General features: G+C 66.0%; 19 protein-coding genes and 1 tRNA gene. 4 read left to right on the top strand and 16 right to left on the bottom strand.

The window, feature by feature from the left end; translation table 11 throughout:
• Positions 1–18: 18 nt before the first annotated feature.
• From K6G35_RS27065 to K6G35_RS27055, 3 genes are all read right to left on the bottom strand, one after another.
• Positions 19–939: a DMT family transporter gene (locus K6G35_RS27065; protein WP_495676644.1), complete on the bottom strand. Its 921-nt coding sequence runs from the start codon at positions 937–939 to the stop codon at positions 19–21.
• A 74-nt stretch (positions 940–1,013) separates the two neighbouring features.
• Complete coding sequence (gene shc / locus K6G35_RS27060; protein ID WP_495676643.1) at positions 1,014–3,017, bottom strand: squalene--hopene cyclase; 2,004 nt, start codon at positions 3,015–3,017, stop codon at positions 1,014–1,016.
• On the bottom strand, positions 3,014–3,595 hold the full coding sequence (locus K6G35_RS27055; protein ID WP_008651539.1) for a TetR/AcrR family transcriptional regulator: 582 nt from the start codon (positions 3,593–3,595) through the stop codon (positions 3,014–3,016). Before K6G35_RS27055 ends, shc begins: the two co-directional genes overlap by 4 nt.
• Before the next feature lie 167 nt (positions 3,596–3,762).
• Here K6G35_RS27055 and K6G35_RS27050 point away from each other — a divergent pair, with 167 nt between their 5' ends.
• Positions 3,763–4,086, top strand: coding sequence for a hypothetical protein (locus tag K6G35_RS27050; RefSeq protein WP_024570806.1), 324 nt, complete (start codon positions 3,763–3,765; stop codon positions 4,084–4,086).
• Positions 4,087–4,138: 52 nt separating this feature from the next.
• Here K6G35_RS27050 and K6G35_RS27045 read toward each other — a convergent pair whose 3' ends face one another.
• Entirely contained in the window at positions 4,139–4,363 is a 225-nt protein-coding gene (locus K6G35_RS27045; RefSeq protein ID WP_008651541.1) for a CDGSH iron-sulfur domain-containing protein, read from the bottom strand.
• A gap of 194 nt (positions 4,364–4,557) precedes the next feature.
• Between K6G35_RS27045 and K6G35_RS27040 the strand changes: the two genes are divergently transcribed.
• Entirely contained in the window at positions 4,558–4,947 is a 390-nt protein-coding gene (locus tag K6G35_RS27040; protein ID WP_017513452.1) for a hypothetical protein, read from the top strand.
• Positions 4,948–5,177: 230 nt separating this feature from the next.
• Positions 5,178–5,254, top strand: a tRNA-Val gene (locus K6G35_RS27035).
• A 94-nt stretch (positions 5,255–5,348) separates the two neighbouring features.
• Here the strand turns inward: K6G35_RS27035 and K6G35_RS27030 are convergent.
• The 8 genes from K6G35_RS27030 to K6G35_RS26995 all read right to left on the bottom strand — a co-directional run bounded on the left by K6G35_RS27030 (position 5,349) and on the right by K6G35_RS26995 (position 14,325).
• Positions 5,349–6,317 carry a Bug family tripartite tricarboxylate transporter substrate binding protein gene (locus K6G35_RS27030; protein WP_017513451.1) on the bottom strand — a complete coding sequence of 323 codons (969 nt, stop codon included), beginning with the start codon at positions 6,315–6,317 and terminating at the stop codon, positions 5,349–5,351.
• A 150-nt stretch (positions 6,318–6,467) separates the two neighbouring features.
• Positions 6,468–7,373, bottom strand: coding sequence for a TauD/TfdA dioxygenase family protein (locus K6G35_RS27025; RefSeq protein ID WP_495676642.1), 906 nt, complete (start codon positions 7,371–7,373; stop codon positions 6,468–6,470).
• A 53-nt stretch (positions 7,374–7,426) separates the two neighbouring features.
• Entirely contained in the window at positions 7,427–8,659 is a 1,233-nt protein-coding gene (locus tag K6G35_RS27020) for an acyl-CoA dehydrogenase family protein (protein WP_008651545.1), read from the bottom strand.
• Positions 8,656–10,794 (bottom strand): acetate--CoA ligase family protein, encoded by a 2,139-nt coding sequence (locus tag K6G35_RS27015; RefSeq protein WP_035883469.1) that lies wholly within the window; start codon positions 10,792–10,794, stop codon positions 8,656–8,658. The genes K6G35_RS27020 and K6G35_RS27015 overlap by 4 nt, the downstream gene beginning before the upstream one ends.
• A gap of 26 nt (positions 10,795–10,820) precedes the next feature.
• A complete protein-coding gene (locus tag K6G35_RS27010; RefSeq protein WP_495676641.1) occupies positions 10,821–11,219 on the bottom strand; it encodes a Zn-ribbon domain-containing OB-fold protein in 399 nt (132 codons plus the stop codon).
• Between the two features lies 1 nt (position 11,220).
• The gene (locus tag K6G35_RS27005; protein ID WP_024570805.1) at positions 11,221–12,390 is read right to left on the bottom strand and encodes a thiolase family protein; all 1,170 of its coding nucleotides are present in this window, start codon (positions 12,388–12,390) and stop codon (positions 11,221–11,223) included.
• Positions 12,391–12,400: 10 nt separating this feature from the next.
• A complete protein-coding gene (locus K6G35_RS27000) occupies positions 12,401–13,315 on the bottom strand; it encodes an SDR family NAD(P)-dependent oxidoreductase (RefSeq protein ID WP_186426579.1) in 915 nt (304 codons plus the stop codon).
• 47 nt (positions 13,316–13,362) lie between these two features.
• The gene (locus K6G35_RS26995; RefSeq protein WP_286881782.1) at positions 13,363–14,325 is read right to left on the bottom strand and encodes a Bug family tripartite tricarboxylate transporter substrate binding protein; all 963 of its coding nucleotides are present in this window, start codon (positions 14,323–14,325) and stop codon (positions 13,363–13,365) included.
• Between the two features lie 391 nt (positions 14,326–14,716).
• Between K6G35_RS26995 and K6G35_RS26990 the strand changes: the two genes are divergently transcribed.
• A complete protein-coding gene (locus K6G35_RS26990; protein ID WP_008643274.1) occupies positions 14,717–15,493 on the top strand; it encodes a GntR family transcriptional regulator in 777 nt (258 codons plus the stop codon).
• A 49-nt stretch (positions 15,494–15,542) separates the two neighbouring features.
• Here the strand turns inward: K6G35_RS26990 and K6G35_RS26985 are convergent, their stop codons facing one another.
• From K6G35_RS26985 to K6G35_RS26970, 4 genes are read right to left on the bottom strand one after another with little or no spacing between them, the layout of a single operon-like run.
• Positions 15,543–16,514, bottom strand: coding sequence for a Bug family tripartite tricarboxylate transporter substrate binding protein (locus K6G35_RS26985; protein WP_008643273.1), 972 nt, complete (start codon positions 16,512–16,514; stop codon positions 15,543–15,545).
• 44 nt (positions 16,515–16,558) lie between these two features.
• The gene (locus K6G35_RS26980; protein WP_495676640.1) at positions 16,559–17,800 is read right to left on the bottom strand and encodes a CaiB/BaiF CoA transferase family protein; all 1,242 of its coding nucleotides are present in this window, start codon (positions 17,798–17,800) and stop codon (positions 16,559–16,561) included.
• A 25-nt stretch (positions 17,801–17,825) separates the two neighbouring features.
• Positions 17,826–19,187, bottom strand: coding sequence for an MmgE/PrpD family protein (locus tag K6G35_RS26975; protein ID WP_495676639.1), 1,362 nt, complete (start codon positions 19,185–19,187; stop codon positions 17,826–17,828).
• Positions 19,188–19,202: 15 nt separating this feature from the next.
• Positions 19,203–20,369 (bottom strand): acyl-CoA dehydrogenase family protein, encoded by a 1,167-nt coding sequence (locus K6G35_RS26970; RefSeq protein ID WP_495676638.1) that lies wholly within the window; start codon positions 20,367–20,369, stop codon positions 19,203–19,205.
• Positions 20,370–20,383 lie beyond the last annotated feature (14 nt).

Raw genomic sequence — 20,383 nt, 5'->3', positions numbered from 1 at the left:
CGGGCATCGTCGGGTCTATCAACCCCGCCTGCCCATTACCAGATAGAGCCCGATTGCGGCCATTGCCATCCCCGGCCATGCGGCGAGCGGAATCGACTCGCCAAGCACCGCGAAGGCGATCACCGCCGTCATCGGTGGCACGAGGAAGAACAGCGCCGATACCCGCGAGGCCTCGCCGTGCCGGATCATCGCCAGCAGCAGCGAAATGGCGATGATCGAATTGCCAATCACCAGGTAGGCCAGCGAGCCGAACAGCTCCGGCGTCCATGCCACATGCATCGGTTCGAGCGCATAGGCCAGTGGCGCGGTGATGGCTAGCCCGACGGCGTACTGCACGAGATTCGACGCCACCGGATGCACGGTCGTGCCGAAGCGCTTTTCCCACAGCGTGCCACCCGTCATCGCCAACAGCGCGAGCAAGGCGAATACCAGCCCGGCAGGGGTGGCCACGTCGATGGATGAACGGGATGTGATGACGATGGCCGCGCCGGTCACGCCAAGTGCCAGCCCAAGCCATCGCACCCGGTCCACGCGTTCGCCGGCGATGGCTGGCGCGAGCAGCCCGATCAGGATCGGTTGCTGTGACGTGACGAGCGCAACCGCGCCGGCCGACATGCCGTGCTTGAGACTCAGATAGGTGAACGAGAAATAGCCGGCTTGAATCAGCAGGCCCACCATGCCCAGATGCAGCCAGGGCTTGATGCCCGACGGGAACGCGGGGCGGATCCAGAGGCAGGGGATGATCAGCAGCCCGACCACGCAGGCATAGCGCAAGGCCAGAAAGGTCAGCGGGTCGGCGTGGCGCAGGCCGAGCTTCAGAAAGACGAATCCGCCGGACCAGAGCAGCAGGAACAGCGCGGGCGCTACGCGCAGCCACTGCGTGTTCGGTGTGGCGCCCGGCGTTGCGGCGGGTACCTCATACGTCGGGCGTTCTGACATGCCTGGCTGGCGGGAGCGGGGGATGGGGCGACAGTAGCACTTTCCAGCCCGCGCCGCCTAGCGTGCTTTCCCGGTCAGTGCACCGTCATGGACTCGGCGGATTCGGCGGATTCGGTGGATTCGGCTTTCGTCTTTTGCATAGCCGATGCGCGCGCGGCCGCGAGCCGCCGGTATCGGCCAAGCGCCCACAGCGGGAAGTACGCTGTGTACCCGTGGTACTTCAGGTGGAAGATGCGCGGGAAGCCCGGTGCGTTGTGATACGGGTGCATCCAGAAGCCATCCTCGTTCTGCGCATCGAGCAGATACGCGGCGCCACGATGTACCGAATCCGCGTCGCCTTCGCCGACCGCCATCTGTCCGAGCATGGCCCACGCCGTTTGCTCGGCCATGCTGCCGTCTTCGTGCATGCCGGCCAGTTCCGGGCGGGCATAGCTGTCGTTCGTCTCGCCCCAGCCGCCGTCGGCGTTCTGCTTGCCGCGCAGCCATTGCAGGCCGTTGCGCACCATCGGCAGCTTGCGATCGACACCGGCGAGCCCCAGGCCCGCCAGCACGCTCCAGGTGCCGTAGATGTAGTTGGTGCCCCAGCGTCCCCACCAGCTGCCATCGGGCTGCTGCGTGTCGCGCAGGTACTGGATGCAGCGCTCGCGTGCGGTAGCGTCCTGCGGACGTTCAGTGATGCCAAGTGCCAGCAGCACGCGGCCGGAGACGTCCTCGGTTGGCGGATCGAGCAGAGCGCCGTGATCGGCGAACGGGATCGCATTGAGAAAGTCGCGATCACAGTTCGCATCGAACGCGCCAAAGCCGCCATTGCGCGACTGCAGACCGATGATCCAGTCCAGACAACGCGCGACGGGCATTTCGTAGCGTCCGGGCTGGCCGGTGCGCTTGCCACGCGCGTGAAGCATCGCCAGGACGACGGCCGAATCGTCGATGTCCGGGTAGTACGGGTTCTCATACTGGAATGCCCAGCCGCCAGGCGGCGTGTTGGGCGCAGCATTGCTTTCCCAGTCGCCGCGCAGGTCCAGCACCTGGCGATCGGTGAGCCAGTCATAGGCGCGGGCGATGGCGGTTTCGGTGCGTGCGTCGGAGGGTGCCTGCTCGAGCGCCATCACGCTCCAGGCCGTGTCCCACACCGGCGACAGGCAGGGCTGACAATACGACGAACCATCGTCGCGATGGACCACGAGCTTCTTCAGCGCGGCCTTGCACTCCACCCGCAACGGATGATCCTCCGGGTAGCCGAGCAGCACCATCATCTCGTAGCTGTACACCATCGGCGGGAAGATGCCGCCGAAGCCGTCTTCACCGTTCATGCGGGCTTCGGACCATTCCACCGCGCGCTGGATGGCGCGGCGGCGCAATGCACGCGGAATCAGCGGTTCGAGGTGGCGAACCACGCGGTCCGCAATCAGGAACGCGCGCTGCAGCCCACGCTTGCGCGGGAAGTATTCGCGCTCCAGTTCGGGCGGCGTGACGAACAGTTCCTGCACGTGCACGCCAAGCGGATTCTTCGCGGCGGCGCGTATCGAGCACAGCACCAGCAACGGCACCATCGTGGTACGCGCCCAGTAGGCCACCTTGTCCATGTGGATCGGCGCCCAGCGCGGAAACAGCACGAATTCCACTGGCATGAACGGCGTGCCGCGCCACGGAATCTCGCCGAAGGTCGCCAGCAGGATGCGCGTGAACACGTTCGACTTCGCCGCGCCGCCGCGCGCCAGGATGGCTTCGCGCGCTCTGATCATATGCGGGGCATCCGGCGGATCGCCCGCCGCCTTCAATGCGAAGTAGGCCTTGACGCTGCAGGAGATGTCGAGATCGCCGCCAAAGTAGAGGTCCCATGCGCCATGGCGGTCGAGCCGTTGCACCGCGCGCAGATACTTCGCCATGCGGGCCTGCAGCGCGGTGTCGATCTCGTCGACGAAGTGCATCATCAGGATGTACTCGGCCGTGATGGTGGCATCGCATTCGAGTTCGAAACACCAGTGGCCGTCGGGGTGCTGGCGGTCCAGCAATGCGTCGCGCGCGCGGACGATCGCAGCATCGAGTTCCGATGCGGGGATTGTTTTTCTGGTCATGCTTGTTGAGGACGGCAGTGCGTCAATTGCTCGAGCCGGCGAACCAGCTCGGCCCGTTGAGCCGGGGGGATGGCGCGATGGCCGAGAAGATCGGCCAGCCAGAGCCCGTCAGCCGCCAGCCGGCACAGGAGCAGGCCGACGGGGTCCTCGCATTGCGCGAGGTCCGTATTCAGGCTGCCGGATTCCCACTCCTGGTAGGGCGTGCGGAACTCGGGACGCGCCATGATGAGCATCATCGCGGCCTTCCACAGCTCGCGTTCGCCGGATTCGGCGAAACCATCGGCGGAGGCGCGCAGATAGGCTCGTGTATTGCGTCCCTGGGCATCGGTATCGGATTCAGCCAGCGTGGCAACCTGGCCGGTGAAATGCTGGAGCACCTTGGCAGACAGGGCTTCCAGCAGTTCCTCCTTGTTTGAGAAGTGATGCTGAAGGCCACCCTTCGACACACCGGCGCGTGTGGCGACAGAGTTGAGGGTGACGGCGCCGATGCCTTCCTCGACCAGCAGGTCGATGGTGGCGGAGAGCAGGCGGTCGCGTATCAGGAGCGGTTGCTTGGGGCGGCGGTGGGCTTCACTCATGGACCCGGAAGATACCATCCGGACGGATTGTTTTCAATTCATGGACGAATTGCCATGGATTGCGTATCGCCATGAACGTCCAGGAAAAAAGTCCGGGGAAGACCGGCGACCGAGGATCTGGCAGGGGTAAGCTCATGGTCACGGCGCTGGCACGTCCCGAGCAAACCATGCAAGAGCTTGCTTTTCGCACCCTGCTATACCGGTACTTTTTCTTCGACTGGCTGTTCAAGGACGCCAGTCGAGGCGATCTGCGCGAGCGATCGGCCGCGTGGCGCTTCAACCAGGCGCACGCGCACTGGCTGCTGACCTATCTGCGCCGCTGGGTCTGGTGTGGCGCGCTGTTCTGCCTGCTCGGCGGTTCGATAGAACTGATGCTGAGCGCGCCGGTGCTGTCGGCGTTCTTCTACGTGCCGGGCGTGTTGAGCGTGCCGATCAACGTCGTCATCTGCGTGCTGTGGGTCGGGCTGAAGACGCTCCCCGGGCCGATGTGAAGTCGCCGGTACACCAGGTCTCAGGGTCTCCGCGTCTCAGGGTCTTCGTGTCTCACGGTTTCGGTTGGGGCACGCTAGAGAATCCCGCGCGTTTGTGCGAACCATCGCAGAACGGCTTGCTCTCGGAATGGCCACAGCGACATAGCCAGACCTGATCCCCCTCGAACGTGAACGGTACGCCGGCCGGCGTCACGATGGTGATCGGCCCCTTGATGCGGTAGGGCCCGTTGTCCTGCACCGTGACAGTGACGGCCCTGTCGTTACCCTTGTCATCCATGACGTCCCTCCTTCAGGCTCGGTATCTGCCTGCGTGGCCGGAGCCTGTCGGGGACTGTACTCCGAATTTGTCCGCGCGGACGTTCTCCGGACACACGCGTTGCGCACTATGCTGAATTCACCACGGGCTGCGTCGGCGGGTCCGCCGCGCGCCTCTGCCCGGCGCCGTGGTGGCTATTCGAAGGAGAGCGTTTCATGGATATGCAGCAACTCGTTTCTGAATTCCTGGCTTCCGATCACGGCACCCAGGCGGCCCAGGCGCTGGCCGATCAGGGGGTCAATCCGGCCGATGCTCAGCAGATGCTCGGGCAGGTCGCGGAGACCGCTCACGCCCACGTTGAAGAGCAGGGTGGTGGCCTCCTGGGCGATCACGCAGGCAAGAGTTTCTTCGCGGCGTTCGCGGCGGGACTGGTGCATGGCGATGGATTCTTCAAGTCGCTGACCGAGGGGGGTGAAGGCATCCTGACCGGCCGCGTGGCCGAATCGCTCGGCGAGAAAATGGGGCTCGACCCCGGTACGGCGGCGACTGTCGCGGCCGCCGCCACACCGTATATGGTGGCGTTCCTGAAGGAGAAGCTGGCTTGAGCGTTGGACCGCTGTCGGCGCCGGATTGAGCCGTTGCAGGAGCCGTTGCAGGAGCCGTTGCAGGAGCCGTTGCAGGAGCCGTTGCAGGAGCCGTTGCAGGAGCCGTTGCAGGAGCCGTTGCAGGGGCGGTTGCCGCAGCCGATCGCGCGGGCTGATCGCCGATTTCAATATCGGTCGAAAGAAATGCTTGCGCAAGGGTGGCAGTGTCTATACAATGCGCTCCCTTCAACAGGCTCGTAGCTCAGCTGGTTAGAGCACCACCTTGACATGGTGGGGGTCGTTGGTTCGAGTCCAATCGAGCCTACCAACGCATCACGCAGAAACGGACGGTCGCCATATTTGGCGCCGTCCGTTTTTGTTTTCCGGGTCCGCCGGATACGGTCGTGATGACTCGGCCGTGATTACTCCGCTGTCGCGCCGCTGCTCTTGATCAGGCGGGCCATGATGGGCTCCGACGTTTCGAACGAGCGGCGGAATTCCTCGGGGCTGTTGCCGACCGGTTCCAGCGCCAGCGAGTCGAGCCGCGCCCGCATGGCGGGGGACTGGATCGACGCGCGCGCCTCTGCTTCGACGCGCGACAGGATGGCGGCCGGCGTGCCCGAGCGCGCGAACAGGCCGATCCATGCCGGCGGACGCATCTCCTGGTCCTTCATGCCGGCCTCGGTCATGGTCGGCACGTCGGGCATTTCCTTGATGCGGTTATCGCCCATGACGGCCAGCGCGCGCAGGCGGCCGCTCTTGATCTGCGGCCCGAGTGTGGTGACCGAGCCGATGGCCCAGGCGATATTGCCGGCAAGCATGTCCTGCACCATCGGGGCCTCGCCCTTGTAGGCCACGTGGATCATGTCCAGGTGACGGGTCTGGTTCAGATGCGCGCCCACCAGATGGGGAAAGCTGCCCACCCCATACGAGCCGAAGCTGACCTTGCCCTTGTTCTTTGCCGCCCAGTCCAGAAACTCGGGCACGGTCTTGACAGGCACGTCGCGGCCCACGGCCAGCACGAGCTTGCCGACGCACAGCTCGGAGATGAAGGCCAGGTCGCGGCGCACGTTGTACGGGACATTCGCGTACAGGTAGGGCGTGTTGATCAGCGGCGTCGAATGCGTGAGCAGCAGGGTGTAGCCGTCGGGTGCGGCGCGTGTGACGGCCTGCACCGCGATCACGCCACCGCCACCGGGCTTGTTGTCGACGATGATGGTCTGTCCCAGGCGCTTGCCCATGTCTTCGGCCAGCGCACGGGCCATGACGTCGGTTGCGCCGCCGGGCGGGCCCGGCACCACGAAAGTGATGGGCCGCGACGGATAGGTCTGCGCCGGGCTGGCCGCGCTCCAGGCCATGATGCCCGCGACGAGCAGTCGTTTGATAAACATTGCGTGTCTCCTTTCTGTGTCCCGGATGTGCGGTGGATCCCTTGTCGCCAAGGTAGCGGACATCCGGAATGCGAGAACCAGCCAAATCGAATGGGCGGGATTGCCCTATCAGGGTCAGTACCGTGGCGCCGTGTGTGTCGGTAACCGGGTCTACGCCGGACGGTCGCCGATGATCGTCGCCCGGTTCATGTGGCGCACGGCCGGAAAGTAGTCCTGCACGGCGTAGTGCTGGGTGGACCGGTTGTCCCAGAGCGCCACCGTGTTGGCGCGCCAGCGCAACCGCACCTGGTACTCGGGCGCGGCGGCCTGCCGGAACAGGTACTGCATCAGGTCCATCTCCGCCATGCGGAAATCCGAGCCGATGCGGTACGGCTGCATCCGCGCGTAATTGGCGAAATGAGTGGTGAAGCCCTCGTTGACGTAAAGGATCTTCTCGCCCGTTTCCGGGTGGGTGCGCACGACCGGATGAACCATCGGCGGATACTTGGCACGCATTTCATCGTAGCGCTCGCCATCCATGCTCTGGCCGAAGGTCGGCATGGCGTCGTGCACGGCCCGGAGTTCGGCGATGCGCGCTTTCACGTCCTCCGGCAAGGCTGCGTAGGCGGCTGCCATGTTGACCCAGATGGTGTCGCCCCCGATCTCGGGACAGTCCACGCAACGCAGCATCGAACCCATCGACGGGAGTTCGCGCCACGACACGTCGGAGTGATACAGGTTCTCCCGGCCGCGCTTGTCGCCGCCGCGCCCGAACACCACCAGCTCCGGATGATCGGGATGGTGGCCGATCATCGGGTGGACCTCCAGTTCGCCGAAGCGCCGCGCGGCGGCGACATGCTGGGCGGGGGTGATGTCCTGATCGCGGAAGAACAGCACCTTGTGCTCGAGCAACGCCTGTCGCAGCGCGCGGTAGGTGGTGTCATCGAGGTTGCCCAGGTCCACGCCGCTGACCTCGGCGCCGATCGTCGGCGTGCAGCGGTGGAGGGTGAAGGGCCGGGCTCTGGTGTCCTCGGCGTTCTTGGTGTCCTCGGTGTCCTTGGTGTCGCTGGTTCGCATGGCAGTCTCCTTGGTGTCTTTTGTCTTGTATTGGGGCAGTCGCTCGTCGCCGGTCAGAAAGCCGTGTCGCCGTCGAGCAGACGCCGCGCGATGGTGCGTCGCTGGATCTCGGAGGTGCCATCGGGAATGCGCATCGTGCGCACGAAGCGGTAGCCGGCCTCGAGTCGCAGTTCGTTGGTCAGACCCATGCCGCCGTGAATCTGCATTGCCCGGTCGAAGACACGCCCGGCCATCTCCGTGGACGATGCCTTGATGATGGAGACCTCCTTGGTGGCGGGCAGATCGTTGTCCACCAGCCAGGCGCAGTGGCGGACCATCGATTTGGTGGCGTAGATGTCCATGGCGCATTCGGCCAGCATGATCTGCACGGCCTGGTGGTCGCCGATAGGCTGCCCAAAGGTCTTGCGGACCTTCGCGTAGGCCACGGCCTGTTCCAGCGCCCACTCGGCCAGGCCGAGGCAACTGGCGGCCATGCTCAGGCGACCGGCGTTGACGCCATCGAGCGCCACGGACAGGCCACGGTCGACCGGCCCCAGCCGATGGGTGTCCGGCACGCGCACGTTCTCCAGCGAGATGATGCCGATGTCGGCGCCCAGGTGGCCCATCGTCGGAATCACACTCGGTACCGAGAACCCCGGTGTGCGAGTGGGCAGGAAGAAGCCGGTGATGCCGCCCTTGTGGGCGCGGGCCTTCTCTTCGTCGGTGACGGCGAAGATCATCGCGTAGTCCGCATAGGGCGCGTTGGTGATCCATTGCTTGGTGCCGTTGAGCACCCAGTGGTCGCCATCGCGCGTAGCGCGTGTGCGCATGCCAAAGACGTCCGAGCCGGCATCCGGTTCGGAAAGCCCGAAGCACATCGTCTTGTCGCCGCTGGCCAGTTCAGGCTGCACGGTGTCGAAGACCGACGGATGGAGATGCTTCAGTACCGGCGACAGCCCATTGGTGAATGGGGAGGGCAGCACCACGGTCTGCACCAGATGGCGCTCGGGGCCGCAGTGGGCGTTCAGGCGTTCCTGGATGTAGACGGCGGCCTGCGGCCCCAGCCCGCCACCGCCGAGCGCTTCGGCGGACAGCGCGGTGTAGAAGCCCAGTTCGGCCGATCGCATGCGTACCTGGCGGCGTAGCGCCAGCACCTCCGGGGCATAGCGCCCGTCGGCGGTATAGACCGTGCGTTCGCTGGCCAGCAGGGTGCGATGCTCCTTTTCGAGCGCGACGACTTCACGATCGACAAAGCGGATCAGCGCGTCGCCAAATTCCACCCACTCGCTGGGGATGTCGAAGGTCATGATGCAAGGTCTCCTGATGAGGGTTGGGGTGGGGTTACGTCGATAACGGCGTCGGCGGCGAATGCGCCTTGTCCTGCCGGCATGGCGAATACGGGGTTGACGTCCACGGCCTGCAGGCGCGGGCCAGCGGCGGCCGCGAAGATCGACAGCCGCGACAGCGCTCGGGCAAGCGCCGGGATATCTGCCACCGGGCGTCCGCGCGCGCCCAGCAGCAGCGGCGCGCTCTGGATCGAGCGAATCATGCGTTCGGCTACGTCCTCGCCGAACGGGCAGCGGTGAAAGACCACGTCGCGCAGCACTTCAACGAACACGCCACCGAGGCCGAACATCGCGATGGGGCCAAAGGCGGCGTCCTGCTTGATGCCCATGATGCATTCCACCCCGCCGCTGACCTGCCGTGCGACCAGCACGCCATCGATCCGGGCGTCGGGTGCCGCGTCGCGGGCGCGTTGCATCAACGTGGCAAAGCCGCTGCGCACCGCCGCTTCGTCGCGCACGTCGAGCAGTACGCCACCGATTTCGGACTTGTGCAGGATGTCTGGCGACAGGATCTTCATCACCACCGGGAAGCCCAGCTCGCGCGCGGCGACCACGGCCGCCTCGGCCACGGCGCACGCGCGTTCGGGCACGGCCGGGATGCCGGCGGCCTCGAGCATGGCCTTGGCTTCGGCTTCGCTCGGGGTTTGCGTGGGCAGCGCGACCGGCTGCACAACCGGCGGGGGCGTCGTTTGCGGCTGGGCGAAGGCATGTCCGAAGCGGCCCATCGCGGCCAGCGCGACAACGGCGCGGGTAGGGTCCTCGAACACTGTGAAGCCCGCTTCCTCATAGGTCTTCAGCACGTCGTGCGGCCCCTGCAGCACCAGTACGTAGAGCCGGTCCGGATACCGCTCTCGCACACGCGCCAGTTGCTCGCGCAGGCTTGGCGCCACCGCTGGCGTGGCACCGGCATAGGTGAAGAAGCCGAGGACCGAGCGGTAGCCGCCTTCGCCCACCATGGCCTCCGCAAACGGCTCGATCAACGACAGGTCGTTGACGATTTGCGCCGTGGTGTCCACTGGGTTACGCGGCGAGCAGATCGGCAGCAGCTTCAGTAGCCGGGCCTGGGTGGACGCCGGCATTTGCGGCATTGGCAGGCCCAGGTCCTCGGCGGCATCCGACGCGATGACACCCGCGCCACCGCTGACCGTGATGACTCCCAGCGTGTTGTCAGACGGATAGATGCCACGCGCGGCCAGCCGCACGATGTCGAGCATTTCCTCTGTGCTGCGAGCGCGCACCACGCCAAGCTCGGCCAGCACGGCATCGACTACGGCGTCATCGCCAGCGATGGATGCCGTGTGCGACCGCGCGGCGGCGCCGCCAACCTCGCTGCGCCCAACCTTCATCATCACCACCGGTTTGCGCGCGCGGCGCGCCGCCTGCAGCGCCGCCACCAGACCGTTGCCGTCGTTGATGCCTTCCGAATAGAGCGCGATCACGCGGGTATGCGGGTCATCGACCATCAACTGGACGACCTCGCCCAGCGTGATGTCGGCCTCATTGCCGGTCATCACGATGCTGGACAGGCCAATGCCGGCGGACTTGGCAGCCATCACCAGATGCCCGCCGTAGGCGCCAGACTGGCTGACGATGCCGACATGCCCCGGCTGGACCGGCCCCAGAGAAATGCTCGAGGCAAAGCTGCCGACGAAGCCGGTGCGCATATTGATCAGCCCGAGCGCGTTTGGGCCGAGCAGACGCAGCCCGCTGCGACGCGCCGCGGCCAGCAATTCCGCCTGCCGCGTGACGCCGTCGCCGCCAATCTCGGCAAAGCCGGCGCTGAACAGAATGGCGGCGCGGGTGCCGCGCTCGCCCAGGGCGATGACGGTATCGAGCACGTGCGCCGCCGGCACGGCCACCACCGCGACATCAGGCACCTCTGGCAAGTCCGCAACGGAGGCGTAGGCGGGCAGGCCCTGCACCTCGCGCCGGTTCGGGTTCACCGGCAGGATGCGTCCGGCATAGCCGAGCTTGCGCATGGCGTCGATGGGACGGCCGCCGATGCGCGCGGGATCATCCGAGGCGCCGATGATCGCGACGGAGCGCGGGTTGAGCAGGGTGCTGAGCGATATGACTGGCGAGGCGACTGGATTCACGATTCACTCCGGAAATGGGGGGCGTTTCACGCGGGCGCGAAGGTTGGAACCGGCGCGCCATCCTCGCTGGGCGAGAACCTGATGCGCACCGGCTGGCCGATCCGCACGGTGTCGAGGTCGCAGTCGACGATATGGGTCATCATCGTCACGCCTTCCTCCAGCGTTACGTAGGCGATGCAGAACGGGTTCGGGCCCGCGCGGCGGGTCACGCTGAACGCATAGACGGTGCCAAGGCCGCTGGCCTCCTTCCAGGCGGTGTCGCCCATGCAGAACGGGCACAGCACGCGCGGATACCAGTGCGGCTTGCCACACGATTCGCAGACCTTGACCAGCGGCCGTCCCTCGCGGGCTGCCTGCCAGAAAGGTGCGTTGTCAGGGCGTTCCTCCGGGGCCGGGAATGGGGTGGCGATATACGGGGTGGTCATCTCATTGCTCCCGTTCGAGAATCAGCGTGGCGCTGCCATGGCGGCTGCCGAGGTAGCCGCCGGTGCCCTGGGCCAGCGCCAGGTCGCAGTGCTTCACCTGCACGGCGGGATGGGCCTCGCCACGCAACTGGCGCACGGCCTCGATGACCTTGGTGATGCCGCCGCGATTGGCCGGATGGTTATTGCAGAGCCCGCCGCCGTCGGTGTTGAACGGCAGCCGGCCCACGCCCGAAATCAGGTTGCCGTCGGCCACGAAGCGGCCGCCTTCGCCTTTCTTGCAGAAGCCCAGGTCTTCGAGCTGCATCAGCACGGTGATGGTGAAGCTGTCGTAGATGGACGCGTACTTGATGTCGGCGGGCGTGATGCCTGCTTCGGCGAACGCTGCCGCGCCCGATACGCGGGCGGCGGACCAGCTCAGGTCCACCTGACCGCCAAGCTGACCCTTCACGTGTTCGCCGGCGCCCAGGATGCGTACCTTGGGGCGATTCAGTTTCGCGGCGATCTCCGGGCGTGCCACGATCAGGGCGCCACCACCGTCGGACACCACGCAGCAATCAAGCTTGCGCAAGGGGTCGGAGATCAGCGGCGAGTTCAGCACGTCTTCCACCGTGACCACGTCGCGCAGCATCGCGTGGGGGTTGTGCTGCGCGTGATGGGACGCGGCCACCTTGATCCACGCGAGCTGTTCCGGCGTGGTGCCGTACTCGTGCATATGGCGCATGGCCACCATCGCGTACAGGTTCACGGTGACCGGGTGGAACGGCGCCTCGAATGGCGCGTCAGGCAGGTTGGCGCCCCAGTTGCGTGCCTGCGTGCCGCTCGAGCCTTCGGAGCGTGGGCGGCCCGCCAGCGTGATCAGCGCGACATTGCATTTGCCAGCGGCAATCGCCTGCGCGGCGTGCGATACGTGGACCAGATAGGCGGACCCGCCTGTGTCGGTCGAATCCACGTGCCGCACGCGCAGGCCGAGGTAGTCGATCATGTTGGTCGCGCCGAGACCCGGTGCATCGCCCGCGCAGAAGTAGCCGTCCACGTCGGACAGGGAGAGTCCGGCGTCTTCCAGTGCCCCTCTGGCGCATTCGGCGTGAAGCTGCGCGACGGATTTGTCCGGCGCCTTGCGCGTCGGGTGCTCGTAGGCCCCGACGATATAGGCCTTGCCCTTGATGCTCATGCGCGGCCCCTCAGATCGGGTCCCAGCCGATCACGTCGGCGGAGCGTTCGAGCTTGTAGAAGCTGTTGCGCATGGCCGGCACGGCGACTTCGCCGATGGCCTCGGGTGTCCAGCCTTCGCCCATATGCACCGAGCGGATCGGGCGCGAATGGCTCATCAGCATGATCTCGTTGGCGCGCACGGCGAAGATCTGGCCGCTGACATCGCGCGCCGCGTCGCTCGCCAGGAATACGGCCATCGGCGCGATCTTGCCGGCCTCCATCCTTTGCAGCTTGGCCACGCGGGCTTTCTCCTCGGGCGTCTCGGCCGGGATCGAGCTGGTCATGCGGCTCCAGGCAAACGGTGCGATGCAGTTCGAGCGCACGTTGAAGCGTTGCATGTCCAGCGCGATCGACTTGGACAGTGCGACGATGCCGAGCTTGGCTGCGGCGTAGTTGGCCTGGCCAAAGTTGCCGATCAGGCCGGAGGTCGACGTCATGTGCACATACGCGCCGCCCTCCTGGTCCTTGAAATGGTTGGCGGCGGCGCGGCTGACGAAGAACGTGCCGTGCAGATGCACGTCGATCACCGAGCGCCATTCTTCCTCGTTCATCTTGAAGAACATGCGGTCACGCAGGTTGCCGGCGTTGTTGACCACGGCGTCGATGCGGCCGAAGTTGTCTAGCGCGCACTGGATGATGTTGTGAGCGCCGTTCCACGTGGACACGCTGTCGGTATTCGCCACCGCCTGGCCGCCGGCCGTGCGGATTTCCTCGGCCACGCGCTGCGCGGGGCCGGCATCGCCGCCTTCGCCGCTCATCGATACCCCGAGGTCGTTGACGACTACCCGGGCGCCAGCGGCCCCGAGGGCCAGCGCGATACCGCGTCCGATACCACCACCCGCGCCCGTGACCAGCGCGACCTTGCCTTCCATGATTCCTTGCATCGTGTTGCTCCTGAATGTTGGTGAGATTGCGTGCCGAATCGGCAGGCTTATTGCGGCTCGATGTTGGCTTTCCTGATCACGTCGCTCCAAAGCGTCAGGTCCTGCCTGAGGCGGTCGGTGAACTCGGTGGGGCCGCTGATGCTGGGGGCATAGCCGCCGCGTGCCAGACTCTCCAGGTACGCCGCATTGCGGCCGACTTCGTGGTTGGCCCCGACCAGGCGGTCGATGACCGGCTGTGGCATCCCCGGCGGGCCGATCAGGCCGAACCAGCCGCTCACGTCAAAGCCTTTCAGGCCCGATTCGGCGACCGTCGGCACGCCGGGCAGGGCGGGGTTGCGCGTCGCGGAGGAGACCGCCAGCGCCCGCACCTTGCCGCCTTGCACATAGCCAACCGCGCTGCCGGTGACATCGAACATGAAGCCGATCTTTCCGCCGATCAGGTCTGCGATGGCCGGAGAGTTGCCTTTGTAGGGGACGTGGAGAAACTTGACGCCGCCACGCTGCGCGAGCAGTTCGGCGGCCAGATGGTTGGAGGCGCCCACGCCCGCGGAGCCGAATGCGAGTCCGTCAGGGTGCGTCTTCGCGTAGGCGACCAGGTCCTGCACGTTCTTGAGCGGCGAGTCTTCCGCCACCAGTAGTGCGTTGGTATAGGTGTTGAGCAGACCGACCAGCGTGAAGTCCTTGAGCGGCTTGTATGTGGCGGACTTCTGCACCATCGGCGCCATCGTCAGGGTCGGGCTGCCGACGAAGAACAGCGTGTAGCCGTCGGGGCTGGCCTTGGTGATCATGGTCGCGGCGATGGCACCGCCCGCGCCGCCACGGTTCTCCACCACCACAGCCTGCCCAAGCACGGTGCCCAGATGCTGCGCGTAGATTCGCGCGGCGCTGTCGACCGGGCCACCTGCCGAGTAGCCGACGATCAGTTTGACCGGGCGGGCCGGGTAGATCCCGGACGCGCCCGCCACGCCAGCGGCCACGCACAGCATGGCGGCTATGAACCCTCTCTTCATCCTTGTCTCCTTGCTATCCGCTGCATCCATGGCAGCGTTTTTATAAATTGATATGTACGTACATAGTAGCGGTTACTGATGGGGGGTGCGCAAGATCTGATGCGCCTGCCCACCCGAGATGGGTGGCGCGAAAATCGGCGATACCGCGCAGATGGGAGGGGAAGCGGAAAGCCGGGGGATCGTTGTGGGTCATCGTGTACTATGTGCGTACAAGATCGGGGGTGGGTTGGAGGCAGATTCGCATCTGCACGGCGTATGAGATTCACCGCGCAGGCAGGCGCGGCAAGCCCGCCGCGCGGCAAGACGTTGACCGGACGCGGTCGGCATTCGCAGCCAACACCCGTGCCAGGCCGTACAATGCGGCGGCATCCAGATCCAGACATCCATCGCAATGGCAACTGCCCAGAAGGACAGCAAGACCGAGTCACCCGCCCCCACGCGCTACGCCGAACTGGCGAGCATGCTGATTCGCGAGATATCCGAAGGCCGCCATGTGGTGGGCAGTCTGTTGCCGACCGAGCATGAACTGGCCGAGTTGCATGGCGTCAGCCGCCATACGGTGCGGGCATCGCTGCGGATGTTGCAGGATCTGGGCTATATCTCGCGCAAGAAAGCGGTGGGGACCATTGTTGAGTCCGCCAACCCCGGGGCGTCGTATACGCAGTCGTTCGGAACGGCCGAGGATCTGGTGCGCGTGGCCGCCACCGAAGTGCGGGCGATCGAAGCGGTGCGCGATGTCACGCTGGATCGCGCGCAGGCGCGGCGGCTGGAAGCGCCGATCGGCAGCGCATGGGTGTTGCTGTCCGGCACGCGGGTGGATGCGCGCAAGGGCCAGACCCCGGTCGCGGTCGCGGATATCTATATCGAGGCCACGCTGGCGGGGCTGGTCGACACGATTCGGAATAGCCCCCAGGTGCTGGTCAGCGCGTTGATCGAACGCGAGTATGCGATCGCGATTGCCGAGATCCGGCAAACGATCACCGCTACGCTGATCGAGGGCTCCCTGGCCGATCAGCTCGGTGTGGAGGCTGGCACGGCGGGTATGCGGCTGGTGCGCCAGTACAAGGATTCGGCGGGCCGGATTCTGGAGATCACCGATACGGTGTATCCGGCCGACCGGGTGTCGGTGTCGTTTCAGCTCAGGCGCGGCAGGCACGCGGGCGCGTGACCTGCCACGGCTGTCCCGGTGATGGCCGGTGACGGCGGACGCGGCCCCGTCAATCCACCTTGACGTTGGCGGCCTTGACCGCGTCGCCCCAGCGTGTGACTTCGGCGCGCACGAAACGGTTGAAGTCGGCAGGCCCCATCGTTTCAGGTATCGCGCCCAGTTCACCCATCACCCTGGTCCACTCCGGGGTCTTCGCGATGCGGATGATCTCCGCGGACAGCTTGTCCGCTACCGGTTTGGGCAAGTTCTTCGGCGCCACGACGCCGATCCACGGATTGCCACGGAAGCCCGGAAAGCCTGATTCGGCGATCGTGGGCACGTTCGGCAGCGTCGACACCCGCTGTTCGCTGGCCACGGCAAGTGGTCTCAGCTTTCCGCCGCGAATCAGCGGCTCCGCAATCGACACCACTTCGAACATCACCTCCACCTGCCCGCCGACCACGTCGGTCATCGCGGCGACGCCGCCCTTGTAAGGGACGTGGGCGAGATTGATGCCTGCCGTCTGTTTGAACATTTCCATCACCAGATGATTGGTGACGCCGTTCCCGCCGGACGCGTAGTTCACCTTGCCCGGATGGAGCCTGGCATAGGCGACCAGATCCGCCACGGTCTTGAACTGCGAGTTCGGATTGACGACCAGCACCAGCGGAAAGACCCCGATCAGTGCCAGCGGCTCGAAGTCGCGCACGCTGTCGTAGCGCTGGTTCTTGTAGATCCAGCCGTTGACGGCCATTGGCCCGCTCGAGGTTGCCAGCAGCGTGTAGCCGTCCGGCTTCGCGCGCGCGACTTCTTCCGCAGCGAGCCCGGCACCCACGCCCGGCTTGTTCTCGACGTAGAACGATTGCTTGAGTGACGTCGATAGCTGCTGCGCCAGCTTGCGGGCAATCACGTCAGTGGTCTGCCCTGCCGGAAAACCCACGAGCACCTTGACCGGTTTCTCCGGGTAGTCGGCGGCAGCGGCGGGATGCATAGCGGCAAGCGTCAATAGCAAGGCCGTCAGTGCGGTTCTCGCGAAGTTCATGTCCTGTCTCCCTTGTTGCTTGTTTTTTGGTTGTCTTGTGTGTTCTAGCGAACGGCTTTTGTCTCCCGCAGCCCCTTGATGTCCCGTTCGGTGTAGCCCGTGGCCAGCAGGATTTCCTCGGTGTGCTCGCCCAGCAGCGGCGCGCGCCGACGTACCGCGCCAGGGGTGTCGCTCAGCTTGATGGGCACGCCGGCGATCTTCACCGGTCTGGCCGAGCCGGGCTGTTCGACGTCGACCAGCATCTCGCGCACCGCGTAGTGCGGGTCAGCAAAGATCTCCGCGGCGGTGTAGACCGGGCCGAACGGCACCTTGCCGCCGAGAACGGCAGCGATCTCTTCCTTCGTGCGCACGGTGGTGAATGCTTCGATCGCGTCGATGACCTGCTGCTGGTGCTGCACGCGGGCTGCATTGGTGGCGAACGCCTCGTCGGTGGCCATGTCCGGGCGGCCGATGGCGATGGCCAGCTTTTCCCAGAATGCGTCGGTGGCGCAGGCAATCGAGACCTGGCCGTCGCGCGAGCGGAACAGGCCGAAGGGGCACAGCAACGGGTGGCGGTTGCCTTCGGGCGCGGGTACCACGCCGGTGTAGGACGTCTGGTAGACGATGCGCTCGCACATGGCCAGTACTGCATCGGTCATGGCCACGTCGACGAACTGGCCTTGGCCGGTGTCGCGCGCGCGGTGCACGGCGGAGAGAATGCCGATGCAGAGCATCAGCGCAGGTATCGTATCGCCGACGCCCGGGCCGATCTTCGTGGGGGTGTCCCGGTCGGGGCCGGTGATGCCCATCATGCCGCCCATCGCCTGCGACACGACGTCGTAGGCAGGCCATTGCGCGTAGGGGCTTTCGCCGCTGCGTGGGTCGCCGAAGCCGCGTACCGTGCCATAGACCAGACGCGGATTGGTTTTGCGCAGGATTTCGTACGACAGGCCAAGGCGCTCCATGACGCCGGCCCGAAAGTTCTCGACCACCACGTCGGCGCTGTCGATCAGCTTGCGCAGGATCTCGCGCCCGGTGCTGCTCTTGAGGTCCACTGCGATCGAGCGCTTGTTGCGATTGACGCTCTGGAAATAGCCGCCGAAGTCGCGCAGGGTGTCGTCGTCACAGAAGGGGCCGGTGATGCGGGTGCCGTCACCGGTCATCGTTTCCACCTTGATCACGTCCGCGCCGTGATCGGCCAGCACCTGGGTGCAGAATGGTCCGGCGAGCATCTGCGTGAGGTCGACCACACGCAGGCCGGCAAGGGCGCCGGGGGGATGGGTCTGGGTGTCTGCGTGGGTTTGCATGCGTGGGGCTCCGAAGTGTGGGGTATCAGGCGGCGGCATCGGCGAACCAGTCATGCAGGCGCGGGTAGAGAGCGGCGGCTGGCAGCGTGTCCAGCGCGGCGACGAAGGTCCAGAGTGCTTCTGCACTGGCCTGGCCCAGCAGGGCGCCGGCCTTGGCCTTGAGCTTGGTGGCCTTGGTGTCGTAGGGCACCGGGGTGCTGAGATCGACGTGGCGGGACAGTGTCGCGCCGCTCCGGGTCAGCACCGTCGCATGGCAGGCGGTGTCGGTAATCGCCGGGTCGGGGTGGATCTCGATGCGTCGCGCGAGGTCGGTCAATGCGGGGTCCTGGCAGCAGGCATCGGAAAACGACGCCAGCGATGCCGTGTCCACACCGGCCAGTACCATTGCCCCGGTCAGCGCGAGGCTGAACTTGGCCTCCAGGCCGGTCGCGGGCTGCGCGATGCAGCAGACCGGTAGCCATTGAGGCGCGATGGCCAGCGTGACGTGCTCGACGTCGCCGCCCGTCAGACGATGCTGTTCGCGCAGGCCGTGCAATGCCTCCAGCGCAGGATGCGTGCCGTGGCAGCACGCATGGAACTTGTACTGGACGTCGACAAAGCGGAAGGCTTCGTGTAGCCCATCAAACGGATTGTCGAGGCAGCCCTGTCCGGCGCCATGTGTGGTGGCGAAACCGCCGGCGCATTCAATGGCGTCAGGGCGGGCGACGAATCCCAGGGCTGCGAGGGTGGCGGACTCCACGCCCGTGGACGCCGCCATGCCTGCATGGAACGGCTTGGCCATCGTGCCAAACTGGCACTTCAGCCCCGACGCGCGCGTGGCTGCGAGACCCAGCGCGTGGGCCGCGCGTTCCGCATCGAGATCCAGCAGCCGCGCGGCAGCTGCGGTGGCGCCGAAAGCGCCTGACGTGGCGGTCTGGTGGAACCCGGCGTTGTAGTGCGGGCGTCCCAGCCATCCGCCGACGCGGCAAGTGACTTCCACCCCGGTCAGGAACGCTTCTAGCAGATCCTTGCCGCTGGCCTGCCGCTGTTCGGCCACGGCCAATGCGGCGGGCAGCACGGCAACGGTGGGATGGCCGACGAAGTCGAAGTGCGTATCGTCGTAGTCGAGCGCGTGCGCGGCTGTGCCGTTCAGCATCGCGGCCGCGCGGGCGGGAATGCGCGCCGGCAGGCCGATCGCGCTCGCTTGCGCGGTGCCGCCTTCGCCGCTGACCAGCTCGCGCACGGCCACGCTGACCGGTTCGCGGGCACCCGCGATCGCTACAGCCAGGCAGTCGTAGACGGACAACCGCGCCACGTCGAGTGCGGCGGCTGGAAAGCGCAGGGCGCGGTCAACCGCGATGCTGGCGGCGAGGGCGGTAATGCCGGTGGCAGGCATGTTCGAAGTCATCGCTTGCCCCGGAGATCAGGCTGCAACCTTGCCCAGCATGGCATCGGAGATGATGCGCATCTGGATCTCGGAGGTGCCTTCGAAGATCTTTGTCAGACGCGCATCGCGCCAGTAGCGCTCAGCCGCGAAGTGCGTGGTGTAACCGGCGCCGCCATGGATCTGCAGCCCTTCGCTGGTCACGCGCTCGCACATCTCGCTGGCGAACAACTTGACCATCGACGCCTCGGTGTCGGCGCGCACGCCTTCGTCGATTTTTTCGCACACGGTGTAGAGCAGGGCGCGGGATGCTTCGATCTGCGTCGCCATGTCGGCCAGCTTGAATCGGATGGCCTGGAAGTTGCCGATCGGGGCGCCGAACTGGGCGCGGTCCTTGGCGTACTGAATCGAATCCTCGAGGCTGCCCTGGGCCAGCCCGATCGAGCGGGCCGCCGTGTGGGCGCGCGCCGTTTCCAGTCCGGCGGTGGTCAGGTAGAACGCCTTGCCTTCCTCCCCCACCATGCTCGAGTGCGGCACGCGGCAGTTGTCGAACGCCAGTTCCCAGGTGGTCCAGCCGTGGTAGCCGATCTTCGGGATGACGCTGCCCTTGACGCCTTCGGGCAGTACGCCGCGCGGCTTTTCCACCAGGAATGCGGACAGGCCCTTGTGGCGCGCCTTTGGGTCGATCACGGGATCGGTGCGGCAGATCACCAGGATGAAGTCGGACTGGTCGGCGAACGTGCACCAGTACTTGTTGCCGGTGATGAGCCAGTCGTCGCCATCGCGCACGGCGCGGCAGGAAATGTTGGCCACGTCCGAGCCTGCATTCGGCTCGGACAGCGAGAACGCACCCAGGAATTCGCCACGCGCCATGCGCGGCAGGTACTCGGCCTTCTTCTCGGGCGCCAGGCCCTTCAGCGCGCCGATCAGGCCATTGCCGCGGGCGATCAGGCTGCCCACGCTCATCCAGCCACGCGAAAGCTGCTCGGCCACGAGGCAGTACTCGTAGGCGCCCAGCCCAAGGCCACCGTACTCCTCGGGGATCAGGATGCCGAAGTAGCCAAGCTCGGCCATTTCGTCGATCAGGTCGCGCGGGATCTGGCCTTTTTCAGGGTCCAGCTTGTTGGCGATCGGCAGCACGCGCTCCATCGTGAACTGGCGCGCTGCCTCCTGAATCATGCGCCGCTCTTCGGTCAGTTTTTGCATCGACGACTCCTCAC

The sequence above is a fragment of the Cupriavidus sp. HY129 genome, from assembly GCF_059492215.1.
This window is presented reverse-complemented; position numbering and strand designations above follow the sequence as displayed.